This is a genomic window from Streptomyces sp. MNU89 (assembly GCF_020982505.1).
Lineage (GTDB): Bacteria > Actinomycetota > Actinomycetes > Streptomycetales > Streptomycetaceae > Streptomyces > Streptomyces xinghaiensis.
In genome coordinates this window covers 14,743-28,211 of record NZ_JAJKLL010000001.1, presented here as the reverse complement: position 1 = coordinate 28,211, position 13,469 = coordinate 14,743, and the positions used below count along the sequence as shown (strand labels likewise).

Here is a 13,469-nt window from a genome sequence, read left to right as displayed (position 1 = left end):
GGCTCGTACGACCGTCACGAGAACCGCACGAGCAGAGTGACGGCAGCCGCAGCGGCAGCCGCGGCCCCCACGGCGGGCGGACCGCCCCGCCCAGGATCCGGGAAGCGGCCCGCCGAGCCCGCCCGACCCGCTGCACCAACTGCTCGCCGACACGAGCACTCCAGCACCGCCCCGGGCACGCTTCCGGGACAAGCGGTCCACCCACCACGGCATCCCGCCGACCGCATCGCCTCCGACAAACACCACCTCTTCCCGCCCCACCAGAACACCGGGCGCCCCTGACCATCGAGCCCCACGATCCCCACCACCCTGCTCACCACCCGCATGAGGCGGCCCGGGGAAACGCCGCACAAGACCACACGGCGCAAGGGCACACCCACGGAGCCCCCGGACCGCGGCGGGCCGTGAGCGGCACAGCACCCGCTACCCCCAGCCCGTACCGGAGCGCTCCCGCCGACGATGAGCAACCCGACACCGGAAGGGCGAGGCCCGAGAACACGTCCCGGGCCTCGCACGATCCGGCTCCACGGTGCGATCTCTCGGGTTGGTGTCGGTAGTGGTGAGAGTCGGTCGTGCTGGTCCGGGGATGGGTGTTACGAGGCTGGTCAGTGGGTGTTTGTGGGCGGGTGGGTCGCTGTCATGGGGTGAGAGATTGAGGGGTGGGATCGCTGTCGTGGGGCTTTATCGCATGGCAGCTGATGTTGTCTCAGATTCGAGAGTTCTTATGCGGTGAGGTGGGCTCGGCCGGTGTGATCGGGGCGTGGATCAAGAGGTAAGGGCCGGTCGTGGGCCTGTGCTGCCCAGGGGGCTGGTGGTGCGTCGTCTGCTGGAGCGGCAGCAGGCGGGGGAGCTGGCCACGCGGCATGTGCGTGCGGTCGCTGAGACGGTGGGTGTCTCGGAGCGTACGGTGTGGCGCTGGCTGGAGCAGGCGAAGGCGACCGGGCTGGTGGAGGCGCCGGTCCGGCAGGGGTATGCGGTGTCGGACGAAGTGTGGGCGCTGCTGGGCGAGGTCGGAGGGAACGTCGCTGAGCTGAGACGCCGGCTGGCCGCGGCTGGCGGGGCCTCGGTGCCGTCGGCGTCGACGCTGCACCGGGTGATCCGCAGAGACCGACGGGCGGGGCGCGCTTTGCTGGTCGAGCGGGAGCCCGTGGTGGCCGGGCCGAGCAGGCCGGATCCGCTCAGCGAGCTGGGCTTGAACGTCGTGGCCGGCCAAGGCACCGGCGGGCAGGTCTTCCTGCGGGAGCAGAAGCATTTGGCGCAGGTCCCGGTCCTGGTCCCGGGCGCACAGGTGGTGCACACGCTCGCTGTGCGGTCGGTGCTGCGGACGGTCGCCCACGCGGCCGCGGTGGGGGCGGTGGTGTGCTTGTACGGCGACGCCGGTCAGGGCAAGACCGTCGCGCTGCAGTACGCCCTTTCCCAGCTGCCGCACCCGGCCCGGGTCCGCCGGGTCCATGTCGGTGTGCATCCGACGGTCCCCGAACTGCGTCGGGTACTCGCGGACGCCCTGGAGCTGGGCAGGCGTCTGCCGCGCGGGGCGGGGGAGGCCGACCTTACGCTGGTGAACGCGCTGCGGCAGCCCCGCGTGCTGGTCCTGGACGAGGCACAGCGCCTTCCGGGACCGGCGCTGGAGTTTCTGCGCGGGCTGTGGGACCACCCGGACACGGATACGGCACTCGTGCTCGCGGGTGCGGGCAGCGAACGGGCGCTGCGCCGGGTACCTGCGCTGGCCTCTCGGGTGCTGACTTGGGAGCTGGTGCCGCGCCTCAGCCAGCGGGAGCTGGCCACCGTGATGGCTGCCTTCCACCCGCTGTGGCAGGACGTGACCGCGGACGATGTCGCGTGGGTGGACGAGCACGTGGGGCACGGCAACTTCCGGACCTGGGCGAAGCTGACCTCGCACCTGACCGCCGAAATCTATGGCAAGAGCCGGGCGGTGGTGGACCGCCGGATGCTGGAGCGGGCCTGCGCACGGCTCATGGGACCGCTGTGACCGGCGCGGCCGAGCCGGGAGAGGACGCTTCCCGCTCCGGCGCGCACGGGTCGGGCCCGGGCATGGGGAGGCCTGCCTTCCTCCTCCCTGTCGGCGCTGCGAGGCCCTGCCGTGCGCCGGCTGCTCGCCCTGCGGCAGGACCAGCAACTGACTACGCGGCATGTGCGGCTGATGGCTCAGTCGTTGGAAGTGACCGAGCGCACGGTGTGGCGGTGGCTTGCCGCTGCCGAGCGTGACGAGTCAGCGGCTGCGGAGCCCGGGGCACGGGCCCAGAGTAAAAACCGCTTCTCCGTCACCCCCGAAGTGCGCCGTCTGCTGGCCTTGTGGAAGGGAAACGTCGCAGCGGTGCATCGTGAGCTGACCGCTCGCGCGGCCAGGGGCGAGGGGGATCCGCCTCCCTCGATCCCGACGCTGCACCGGGCGGTCCAGCGGGATCTGACGCCGGGGGAGCGGGCCGGGCTCGCGGGTGGTGAGCGGGCCGCGCGGAAACACGATGTGTTCCTGGCCCGGCCGCGGGGCTGGCGCAACCACGTGTGGGAGACCGACCACATGCAGGCCCCCGTCCTGGTCGATGTCGAGGGCAGGGCCCGAAGGCCGTGGATCACGTGGTTCACCGACTGCGCCACCAACGCGATCACCGGTGTCGCGGTGACGCCGGTGCATCCGTCGCGGGAGTCGGTGCTGGCCGCGCTGCTCCGCGGTCCTGCGCGAGGACCCCTACGGCCCGTTCGGCGGCCTGCCCGAGAAGGTACGTGTCGACCGCGGCAAGGACTTCCTGTCGAGGACGGTGACCGCCGCGTTCGATCTCCTGGACGTCACCATGGAGGACCTGCCCGCCTACACCCCGCACCTCAAGGGCACCGTGGAGGGTCTGAACCGGGCGGTGGAGAGCATGTTCCTGGCCGCGCTGCCCGGATACGCCCGCCAGCCGCGCCCCGGCAAACGCTCTTCCCGCCCGAAGGGCGAGGTGCTGCTCGGCTTCGAGGACTTCACCACCCGGCTGCTCGCCTGGACGTCGTGGTGGAACACCGAACACCAGCCCGCGCCGTTGCGGGGCAGGACCCCGCTTGAGGCGTGGCAGGACGATCCCACCCTGCTGCGGGACGTGGCCGCGGCGGATCTGTGGACGTTCACCCTGGAGGACGCCGGCACCCGCACACTGACCACCCGCGGTATCCGCTTCAGGAAACGCGACTATGTGGGGCCGTGGATGACCGGTCAGTCCGGGCTCCAGGTCCGGATCCGCTTCATGCCCCACCACGACCACCGCATCGAGGTCTACCACGCGTTCACCGGCCGCTACCTCGGTCCCGCGGACCTGGCCGACCAGGCCACCGAGGAACAGGTCAGCGCTGTACGGCGGGCACGGGCCGCCCGAGCCCGCCGCCTGAAGAAGGACCTGGAGGGTTCACAGCGCGAGCGCTACGCCGCCGTGAACCAGCCCGAGGCCCCCCAGCGGCTCGGCACCCTGACCACCGCGCAGGCCGAGGCCGAGCTCGCCCAGGCCGCCGGCACCGACCTGTCCGATCTGGCGATGCCGGACCTCATCCCGCCCGCCGCGCCCCCAGCCGACTGGCGCACCCCGCCATCTCGTCACCCGGACCGCGCCCGGCCGGCCTGCTCCTGTCCCATCCGAACCTGCCCCCGGGCCTGTACCCGGATCGACCGCTCAGACCACTGAAGACGGAGACGCCTCGTGACCGCGGCCACCTACCAGTACGTCGACCTGCCCGACGCCTCCGTGGTCACCACCCGCGCCCTGCTCACCGCACGGGAGAACATCGGCGATACGGTCGCCGCCCGCGCGATGATGTGTATCCACGGCGGCGCCGGCTTCGGCAAGACGCTCGCCGTCAACACCTGCCTGCGTGAACTCGAACCCGGCGAGGACGTCCGCAAGATCACCTTCCGGGCCCGTCCCACCGCCCGAGCGGTGCGCTACGAGCTGTTCACCGCGCTCGACCTGGCCGGCGAGCCGCCGCGCCACCCCAGCGAATTCGACCGTCTGCTGAAGACCGCCCTGGCCGAGCGCCCCCGCACCTTCCTCGTCGACGAAGCACAGTGGCTCAACGGCGAGGCATTCGAGTACTTCCGCTACCTGTGGGACGAGCCCTCCACCCAGCTTGCGATCATCTTCGTCGGCGGCGAGGGCTGCCACACCGTGCTGCGCCGCGAACCGATGCTCTCCTCCCGCATCTTCATCTGGCAGCACTTCACCCGCCTCACCCCCGACGAGGTCCTCGACGTCATCCCGCTGTTCCACCCGATCTGGGCCGACGCCGACCCCGACGACATCACGTTCGCCGACAGCCACGCCGCACACGGCAACTTCCGCGCCTGGGCCCAGCTGACCGCCCACACCCGCACCGCCCTGGCCCGCACCGGCCGCCCCCGCGTGGACCAGGAACTGCTGCGCTGGGCCTTCAGCCGCCTCGCCTGACCACCAACACAGCCCATGCCTCCGGCCCCGCCGCTGCCGCCCGTCACCGTGGTCATCGACCGCCATGACGACGTGCTCCACACCCGCACTGCCCTGGCCGCCCACCACCCGTCGTCCGGCCGGATCACCCTGCACCCCGGCCCGGGCACCACCAGCGAGACCGGCCTCGCCCACGACCTTCTCGCCGCCCTGGGCAAACCGCCCCTGCTCACCGGGCGCTTCCCCGCCGGGCGCCAGCCCGCCTGGGAAGCCGCCAACGCCTGGATGACCGCCCTGCCCGTCACCCGGCTGACCGTCCTGCGCGCCCACCGCCTCACCACCCGCCGCACAATGCGCCTCCTGGAGCTGCGTGCCCTCACCGGTGTCCACCTGAGCCTGGTCTGCCACCGCCCCCGCCTTCCCGCCGCCCTGCACCAGGCCCTGCAGACGGCCGACTACTCCCTCACCGCCGACTTCGAGGCCGCCCCGCCGCCACTACTACGGCACGCCTATCACCGAACCCCTGCCGGTAGACGAGCCCGCCGGGCCGACAGGTCGGTGGCTCACTCTGCCTGCACTGGAACGCCTCGTCTCCTACGACAGCCCCCGCCCCTGCGCCGACCTGTGCACGCCGCCCCCGATCATCTGGCGGCACCGTCCACCGCCCGTGCCTCTGACCGCGTCCACCGCCCAGCGAATCGCCCACCGGCTGCACGCGGCGACCGCGCATCCCCGCCTGGCCGCGGCCCTTGCCGCCGCGCTGTTCACCGGTGCCTCCCTCCAGCAACTCGCTACCGCCCGCCCTCGCGACTACGACACTGCCGCGGCCACGCTCGCCCTGCACGACCGCGCCCGCTACACCGACGGCTGCGCCGCACACCCCGTACCACCCTGGGCCGGCGTCTTCCTGCGGGCCGCGGTCTGCTTCACCCGTCTCGTCTCCGGCGAGGACCAGGAACTGCTCGCCGCGCCAGGTGACCGTGGGCACCTGCTGCGTGTGGCGGAGACGGCCAGGCTGCGCCCGCCCCAGCCGCCCACAGCCCGCCGGAAAGGCCCGGTCGGCCGTGTGGAGTGGGATTGGCGCGAGCGGCGGGAAGCCGAGCGATACGAAGCCATGCCGGCCAGTCGCGTCAGGCCCTCGCGACGCTGAACACCCTGTCGCGGTCGCTCGAAGGGGCAGGCTCAGCCGATCGAGAAGTCGACGAACTCGACGTCGCTGAAAGCGATGTGCAGACCGTGGGCCCGGCGGCCCCATTCGCGGAAGTAGGCGTGTCCCAGCGCGCGGGCGAGGATCACCGTCTGCTGCTGCTCGCCCGCGCCGGCGTCCCGGGCGGCGAACAGCTCCCGGGCTACCTCTCCCGGCAGATCCTGGGTGATCCACCGCACCCGCGGGTCGTCCGAGGAGCCTGCAGGAGCCGCAAATCCGAATCGCGCCCTGGTATGGAAGACGAAGCCCTCCGCCTCTGCCTGGGCGCGTCGACGGGCCCGTATTCGGGGCTGCCACCGGGCCAGGACCGTTTCCTCGATCGCCTGCACCTGCAGCGGACCCGGCGGACGACGCGCTCCTGGCTTCTTCGTCATCCACCGCTGCACGGTGCGCTGCGACACCCCCAGCACGGTGGCGACCCGCCGAGTGGAACCACCGTGTGATGCCAGCAGAAACCGCAGGCGGGCCTCGGTGCTTGCAGGAACGGGCCGGGTGCGTAATGCGCGCTCCAACCCCTGCTCGATCTGTCCCACATCCGCCTCTCGAAGCGGCCAGCCGCCAGGGCCGGCATCTGCAGTCCGTCGTGTCAGTTTTTCCACGTCGCCTGCCTCTGCCTGCCCGTTCTTGCATTCTCGGGACAGCACTGGCTGCCGCAAGATATGAGCCCTTGGACGAGCACCGGCGACAAGCCGACGGCACGGGTCACGACGGAGTCGCCAGCGTCCCGGTGCTGTCCTTCGGTATGCACATGAGCCATCGATCCGTACGCGGACAGCGCCACCGCCCTGGTCGCCCGCATCTCCGGCGAGGGCGAAGAGCCGGCGGCCGAGCCGGTATCCTGCCCGCGGGGCTGACGCCCTGGGCTTCGCCGACGCCCACACCGCACCCGGACACCCACACTGCCCGGACCACTGGTGAAAGGTCTTCCGGGATCGACGGACACCTTGACGATCCATCGAGCCGGGGTTGCCGTGTGGGGGCGAGAACCCGGTGCCGAGAGGACCCGTCCATGACCAAGCGCACCACCGAGCAGCAGCGCGCCCGCGAACTCCAGCGCACCGCACGCGAGCAGGGCAGAGACCTCGGCTACCACGAAGCCCTCAACTGGGTACGTGATGCCGCCGAGTCGCAGGCCAAGTTTCCGGGCAAAATCGCCGTCCCTGTGCCGCACGATCACTGCGTCATGCTCTTCGAAGCGGACACGGACCCCGAGTACATCCGCAACGCGGTCACGCCGCTTTCCCCAGCCGAAGTCGAGCTCCGTAACAAACTCGTCCAGCGGAGGAACGCTCTGATGGACGACCACTCCAAGGCGGAGATCATTGCCATGATCCTCAGGAGGTGGCGCTATCCGGGCGAGAATCTCGCACGCTGGACCAAGCAGGAGCTCGCCAACGAGCTGGTGGACGGCGAGGACGGCCGCGAGCGCTACGAGGCGTACGGGCGGGTGGCACTGCACAACGGAAAGCCAATGCCCGGCTCACGCCCTTTGCGGAGGCGCCGGCTGCTCCGGCCACGACAGTGCGACGCCCTGGCCGGAAACCCGCGCGCGCTTCCGCGCCCAAGGGCCATGCGTCGACGCACAGAGCGCCCCTCGGTGACCGGCGTCGTCTTGGCGGAGGCCAGGATGACCATCCCGCGCCGCCGGTAGCCGCCCTTGGGTATCCGCTGCAACATCCGAAGCGTGTTGCACCCCTGACTTGCGAAACGCCGACCAACGGTCGGGCTGGGCGCGTGCGACGTCCTCGACACCACCCTCGTCCAGCCAGCCTCGTCGGGGAGATCAGCGCTCACATGTCCGTCGACACCGCGGCGGGGTCTACCTGTATCCGGCCCTGCGCCTGGACGTGGCTGCCAGGTTCGGCGCGGCCCGGCCGCGGCCGCAGGGTGATCGGCCACCCAACTCCAAGGGGTGAGGCTGCTCAGGTGCCTTCCTGACGGACCATGGGTGATATCACTACCGTGAGTGATCGTGCATGGCAGTAGGGGCCGGGGTGGGCTGTGGCAGGGAGGCTTGAGCCGGGGAGGGATGGAGTCCGGCCGGTATTCGACGGCTTTCCGGAGCTCAAATCGCCAGAGGTCGTCGTGCTTGCGCCGCCGACCCAGAGCGCGCCCTTGCCCACGCCTCAGGTGTACCTGCAATACATCTACGACGCTGACGACTGGGAGGACTTCACCGTCGAGTGGGTCCACCAGTTCGGTACGTGGTCTGGCCGTCCCTACGTCCGAGTTCAGCGGATGGGTGGGGCCGGCGACCGCGGAGCGGACGTCGCAGCCTGTCTCTCCGAGCAAGGCACCGCAGGTGAGTGGCACTGCTACCAGTGCAAGCACTACCTCAAGCCGCTCGGGCAATCAGACGCCTTCCCAGAGATGGTGAAGATCTTCGTCGCGAAGATCCTCGGCACGTACGAGCTGCCCACACGCTATGTCTTCGTCGCACCAAAGATCGGCACGGGACTCGAACGACTCCTGCTCAACCCGCCCCAGCTGAAGGACGAGTTCTTCGCGGCGTGGGACGACAAGGACTCCAAGCTCGGGACCAAGCCCAAGCTCACCCCGGAGATGCGTACAGCCGTGGGCGCGCTGGCGCAGGCGACGGACTTCTCGATGTTCGAAGCCAGGAACCTCGAAGAGATTCTCGAACTGCACGCTGCTACCCCCCACCATGTGAGGCGCTTCCCGCAACCGCTCAAGCCGCGCCCTGCCGCCGACCCGGCCCCACCCGACCAGGCACCCCACGAAGCCGTCTACGTCCGCAAGCTGCTGGACGCCTACAACGCGAAGCACGGCCTCGCCCTGGAGACGCTGCAAGAGGCCCGCGACCATGCGAAGGTGAGTGGCCACCTTTTCCGCCAGCGTGCCGCCTTCTTCCACGCGGAGTCGCTGTGGCGTTTCGCGCAGGAGAGCGTCCCGGAAGCGACCTACACCGCGATCGAGACCGACCTGTACGACGCCGTGATCGAGATCGAAGACCGCGACTATGCCAGCGGCTACGCACGCCTGGAAGCCGTGCTCGACGCGGCCGTCGCTCACACACCGAACCCGGCGAACATCCTCGCCCCCGTGGTGAAAGTCATCGACCTCAAGGGCATGTGCCATCGCCTGGCCAACGACGACCGGCTGACCTGGTGCAAAGAGGAGACCCAGTGACCGCTCTCAACAGCCCCGTGGAGGCCGGGATGCGCGCTCTGATCCTCCTGTCAGAGACCTTCCCCCGCCGCCTGGACGTCGCCCAGCTCGTCTACCTGGACCACGCCATGCTCCACAGCGGCGACCTCGACCAGGGCCCAGCGAGTCTCCACCCCGACCTCCCCGCCAGCCCTGGCGAGCTCGGCCTGCGCCGGCGCCTCATCGAGCAGGGCCTCATGGTCCTGCTGCGCGCTGGCCTCGCCGACATGACGACCACCGACCACGGCTTCATGTACGGGGCCACGGACGAGGCGGCAAGCTTCCTCAGCGCCCTGGAGGCCCCCTACGTAGGGCAGCTCATCGAACGAGCCGACTGGCTCACCAGCACCTACATGCATGAAGGAACGGACGTCCGCGAGGGCATGAAGCAGATCACCCAGCGCTGGTCTGATCGCATCCACGTGAGCCTCGCCGACCTGGGAGAAGAGGACGTCCTGTGAACAGGCTGACGCTCGTACACCTGACCTTCCTCGGCATGGACAGGCCCCCGGCGGCAGTGGACTTCAGCCCAGGCCTGACAGTCATCTACGGAGCCTCCGACACGGGTAAGTCCTACGTCGAAGAGGCCGTGGACTACATGCTGGGCGCCAGCGAACTCAAGTCCATCCCCGAGGACGACGGCTACACCCGTATCCTTCTGGGCCTGCGTATGAGCGACGGCCGCAGCTTGACCCTGTCCCGCGCCGTCGGCGGTGACACCATCGAGGTGTTCAAGCGCGACCTCCGGGACGTGCCGTCCGAGCCGGCCGACGAGACCCTGGGGTACAAGCACAGCTCCAAGTCGAAGAAGAACATCTCCCGCTACCTGTTGGGCGTGCTGGGGATCGACGGCCGAAGGGTTCTCCAGAACTCGGGCGGCAAGGCGTTGCCGCTCAACTTCCGGGACCTGGCCCGCCTGGCCGTCGTCAACGACACACGCATGGCTGACCAGAGGTCCCCTGTGCTTGGCACCCGTATGCCTCAGAACGAGACGAGGGAGAAATCGGTCTTCAAACTCCTCCTCAGCGGAGAGGAGGAGCCGGAGCGCCCTGCGGCGCCCAGCAATCTGGAGAAGCAGTTCGGCAAGGGGAAGATCGCGGTCATCGACCACCTGATCGATGAGAGCCGCGGGAAGCTCACGATGGAGGCGAACCAGTCGCAACTGCGGGAGCGGCTCGGCCGCCTGCAGGCGGCCCTCGGCGAGGTGACCGCCGCCGCCGTCGAACTTGCTGAAGTCCGCACAAGCCTTCTGCGTGACCGCCGGGGCTTGGAAGAGATTGACCTTGCGGCCCAGCAGCGGGGCGACGAGGTCCAGCAGCTGCTTGCGCGATTCGCGTTGCTGAAGGAGCAGTACGAGTCGGACTTGGCCCGGCTTCAGATGGTCGGTGAGGCCGGAAATCTCCTGGGCTATTTCCAGACCGGGACCTGCGTCTTCTGCGGCGCCGAGCCTCAGCACCAGCACCTGGAGCACCACGCCGCCGAGAGCACCCAGCTGGCAGCGTCTGTATCTGTGGAGACCCGAAAAACAACCGACCTGCTCAGCGACCTGCTCCTCATGATCGAAGATCTGGAAGAGCAGGCAGCGGACATAGAGTCGGCCCGCGCCGCCCGAGATGAAGAGCTCGCGCACAACGCTGCGGAGCTCCGCGCACTCGATCAACGGATGCAGCCGGTCGACATGGATGCCACCGAATTGCTGAATGCCCGTTCACGGGTCGAAAGCGAGCTTGCCCTGCACGCTCAGATCGAGCAGCTCGAAGACCTCAAGGCATCGCTGTCAACCGTGGCTCCTGCTCTGCCGGCTGCCCGTCCCGACGGCATTCCCGCCGCCGACGTCGCCGACTTCGAGCGCATGATTCATGAGACTTTGGAAGCTTGGCATGTTCCAGGGAACAATCGCGTCCGCTATGACCCGACGACTGCCGAGCTCTCCGTTGACGGACAGCCGCGAAAGAGCCGCGGCAGGGGTATGCGTTCCATCCTCCACGCCGCCTTCGCAGTATCACTCGCGCGCCGGAACACAGCCCGCGACCTGATCCACCCGGGCTTCGTCGTGCTGGACACGCCGGTCCTCACCTACCGCCGGCCCGAAGACCCGCACGAGGACCGTCCCGAGCTGATGACCGCCGACGTCGCCGAGAACTTCTACCGCGACCTCCTGGAGAACCCGCCGGGCCAGGTCATCGTGATCGAGAACCCGACACCGCCAGCGGACATCAGGGGGCGTGCCACCGTCCACGCATTCAGCGTGGACGGTTCGGAACGCCAGGGATTCTTCCCGCCCCGAGACACGCAGTGAGCACCGGCCGCCCACTACGGACAGCCGTGCGTGCCTTGGTCAGGCCCAGTCCATGCCGAGTTTTGCGAGGGCGGCGAGTTGGTCGGTGTCCAGCCGGTCCCTCCTGGATTTGGTGTTGGAGATCCATACGCCCAGCTTCACGGTCACCGGCTCCGCCTCGCCGTCGACCGCGAGCCGCTCGCTGTGCCCCCTCGGCACCGGCCGGTCACCTTCCCGCTCGACCCACTGCGTGAGGGCCGCCAGGCCGCGTTGGAACGCCTGCTGCGCCTTACTCGGGCCCTTCCCCGCACGCGCCGCCGGGGCGGGAGAGGGGGCTTGGTCGGGCTGTACGCCCAGCTTCGCCAGCCGTTCCTGCTGTTCGGTGGAGAGCTGCGCCCAGGTGCCGACGTTCTTCTGCCGCTGGAGCCACTTGCCGATGTCGTCGCCGTCGAAGACGACACCCGGTGCGATGTGGGGCAGCACGCCGTCGGCGTCGACCAGGTCCGCGAGCACCTTGTAGTGCCGCTGCCAGTCCAGCGGCCAGGGGCAGTCCCAGTCCGGGTCGATCGCCGCCAACTGCGCCGCGCGCTCTGCGGCCCGTTCCGGGTCCTTGCCCAGACCGTTCTTCTGCCCCTTCCGCCGGAGGTTGGCCAGGTGCTGCCCTACCGGCACCATCGCCTCGCCCTCGCCCCAGACCGCGTCCTGACGCGGCGCAAGGTGCCCGGTGGCCCGGTGGTAGGCGCGCAGTGCGGCGAGTTTGTTCTCCCAGGCTTCGTCGCCGGGTTCCCAGACCATCCCGGCCTCGTCGAGGAGTTCCTTGCGGTGGGGGTCGAGTTCACCGGCCCGCAGTGATTTCCGCTGTTGGTGCACCCATCGGCCAAGCGGAAACGCCTTCGTCGTCCCGACCGCGGTTTCGGTGTCATAGGGGACGGCGTACAAGCCCGTGATCTCGTTCTCGGCGCGCCAGCGGACCAGAGCCTGGTAGCCCTCCAGCCAGACCAGTGACTCGGGCCGGATGACGCGGCAGCGGGTGAGGGCGGCGATATCTGCGGCGTCGCGTGGGGAGGCGAAGTTGACCACGACCGAGGTGAGCCGGTCGACCTCCTGCTGCGCCTCGCTGGTCTCCTCGGTCTCGTCCCCGTTCTCCGGGCCGACCGCAGGGGCGGACCGGATGTGCATGCGCCGCCGTTCGGTACCGCGGGTCAGGGCGCGGGAGGCGAGTTGGTCGACCATGCGTTCGGAGTGCGAGCGCAGGGCTTGGAGGATGTCGACGAGGGGTTGGTAGCTGGCGGAGGCGATCATGTCCTTCGGGTCCTCCCCGGGCTGGAGGAAGACGGGGATGATGATCCGGGCGGTCTTGGTCGTGCCGTCGGGGTTGGGGCGCAGGGCGCGTCCGATGTTCTGGACGATGTCGACCTGGGAGCTGCGTGAGCCGACGATGCACACGGCCTCGACCCCGCGCAGTCCGGCGATATCGACGCCGACTCCGAGGGCTCGTACGGAGGAGAGGAACGCCCGGTGTACGCGTCGGTTCTGGGCGTTGATGCCGTTGGCGAACCGCTGGATCACCGCACGCCGGTGGGCGATGGGATGGTCCCCGCACAGCCAGTCCGCCCATACCCGGTCCGGAGGCACGTGCCGGCCTTCCTCCAGCTCGTACAGCTCAGCATCGATCGACGACGCGGGCAGCTCCTCCGCCCCGGCCTGCGCCGCCGCGGAGGTCTCAGCGGTGTACAGCTCGGCGGCCGTGCGCGGCATCTGCTCGGCGAACGCTGCGGCTTCTTCGACCCGCTGATGGAAGACCATGCTGGTGTGCAGATTCTGCTGCGCCGCGTGCTCCAGCAGTGCGGCCTGGAGCAGGGCCATGCGCCGGCCGCGCAGCGCGTCCTCGGACAGGCCGAGGATCGGGTCGGGGTCGCGGATCTCGAGCACGTCGATCTCGAAACCGGCGAGGATCGAGCGTTCTACCGCCTCCGCCAGCCCAAGATCAAAAATCCGGGTGCCGTAGGTGCTGGAGTCGTCCTCCATCGACGCGATGACCAGCTCCCGCCCGCCCCGCCCGCGCTGCGGCCGGGGCGCGGCGAGGATGCGCGGGGTGGCGGTCAGGTAGAGCCGGAAGTCGACAGGGATCCGGCTGTTGTCGTGGATCGCCGCCCACGGCCGCCCCATGTCTCCGGCCGTCATGTGCCCCTCGTCCGTTTTACCGACTGAAGTCGTGTTGGGAATGCCGCTGAGCTGGCGTTTCAGGTGTCGTGCATGTTCGCGATGTCGGGGTTCTTCGGGGAGGTCGTCATGGCGACGGCGGACACCCAGCACCAGGAGACCAGCACAAGACGGTGACCGTCGCCGTGGACGGCGAGCCGGTGGAAGTGTCGAAGCATACGACGCCGATACCAACGCGACGGGG

The 13,469-nt window shown here is 69.5% G+C and carries 10 protein-coding genes and 1 pseudogene; 8 read left to right on the top strand and 3 right to left on the bottom strand.

Annotation, left to right across the window (positions count from 1 at the left end; translation table 11 throughout):
- The first annotated feature begins 793 nt into the window (after positions 1 to 793).
- From E4N63_RS00100 to E4N63_RS00085, 4 genes and pseudogenes are all read left to right on the top strand, one after another.
- Positions 794 to 1,990: an ATP-binding protein gene (locus E4N63_RS00100; RefSeq protein WP_230239589.1), complete on the top strand. Its 1,197-nt coding sequence runs from the start codon at positions 794 to 796 to the stop codon at positions 1,988 to 1,990.
- A 111-nt stretch (positions 1,991 to 2,101) separates the two neighbouring features.
- A pseudogene (locus E4N63_RS31335) lies at positions 2,102 to 3,601 on the top strand (Mu transposase C-terminal domain-containing protein); the annotation flags it as partial.
- An 85-nt stretch (positions 3,602 to 3,686) separates the two neighbouring features.
- Complete coding sequence (locus E4N63_RS00090; RefSeq protein ID WP_230239587.1) at positions 3,687 to 4,430, top strand: ATP-binding protein; 744 nt, start codon at positions 3,687 to 3,689, stop codon at positions 4,428 to 4,430.
- Between the two features lie 646 nt (positions 4,431 to 5,076).
- A complete protein-coding gene (locus tag E4N63_RS00085; protein ID WP_230239586.1) occupies positions 5,077 to 5,559 on the top strand; it encodes a hypothetical protein in 483 nt (160 codons plus the stop codon).
- Positions 5,560 to 5,591: 32 nt separating this feature from the next.
- Here the strand turns inward: E4N63_RS00085 and E4N63_RS30350 are convergent, their stop codons facing one another.
- Complete coding sequence (locus E4N63_RS30350; RefSeq protein ID WP_268270946.1) at positions 5,592 to 6,572, bottom strand: helix-turn-helix domain-containing protein; 981 nt, start codon at positions 6,570 to 6,572, stop codon at positions 5,592 to 5,594.
- A gap of 17 nt (positions 6,573 to 6,589) precedes the next feature.
- Between E4N63_RS30350 and E4N63_RS00070 the strand changes: the two genes are divergently transcribed.
- From E4N63_RS00070 to E4N63_RS00055, 4 genes are all read left to right on the top strand, one after another.
- Positions 6,590 to 7,267, top strand: coding sequence for a hypothetical protein (locus E4N63_RS00070; protein ID WP_230239585.1), 678 nt, complete (start codon positions 6,590 to 6,592; stop codon positions 7,265 to 7,267).
- Positions 7,268 to 7,746: 479 nt separating this feature from the next.
- Positions 7,747 to 8,766 carry an ABC-three component system protein gene (locus E4N63_RS00065; RefSeq protein ID WP_230239584.1) on the top strand — a complete coding sequence of 340 codons (1,020 nt, stop codon included), beginning with the start codon at positions 7,747 to 7,749 and terminating at the stop codon, positions 8,764 to 8,766.
- Complete coding sequence (locus E4N63_RS00060; RefSeq protein WP_230239583.1) at positions 8,763 to 9,245, top strand: ABC-three component system middle component 2; 483 nt, start codon at positions 8,763 to 8,765, stop codon at positions 9,243 to 9,245. The genes E4N63_RS00065 and E4N63_RS00060 overlap by 4 nt, the downstream gene beginning before the upstream one ends.
- The gene (locus tag E4N63_RS00055) at positions 9,242 to 11,083 is read left to right on the top strand and encodes a hypothetical protein (RefSeq protein WP_230239582.1); all 1,842 of its coding nucleotides are present in this window, start codon (positions 9,242 to 9,244) and stop codon (positions 11,081 to 11,083) included. The genes E4N63_RS00060 and E4N63_RS00055 overlap by 4 nt, the downstream gene beginning before the upstream one ends.
- 39 nt (positions 11,084 to 11,122) lie before the next feature.
- Here the strand turns inward: E4N63_RS00055 and E4N63_RS00050 are convergent, their stop codons facing one another.
- A complete protein-coding gene (locus E4N63_RS00050; protein ID WP_230239581.1) occupies positions 11,123 to 13,246 on the bottom strand; it encodes a helicase associated domain-containing protein in 2,124 nt (707 codons plus the stop codon).
- A 59-nt stretch (positions 13,247 to 13,305) separates the two neighbouring features.
- Positions 13,306 to 13,443 carry a hypothetical protein gene (locus E4N63_RS00045; RefSeq protein WP_230239580.1) on the bottom strand — a complete coding sequence of 46 codons (138 nt, stop codon included), beginning with the start codon at positions 13,441 to 13,443 and terminating at the stop codon, positions 13,306 to 13,308.
- Between the last annotated feature and the right edge of the window lie 26 nt (positions 13,444 to 13,469).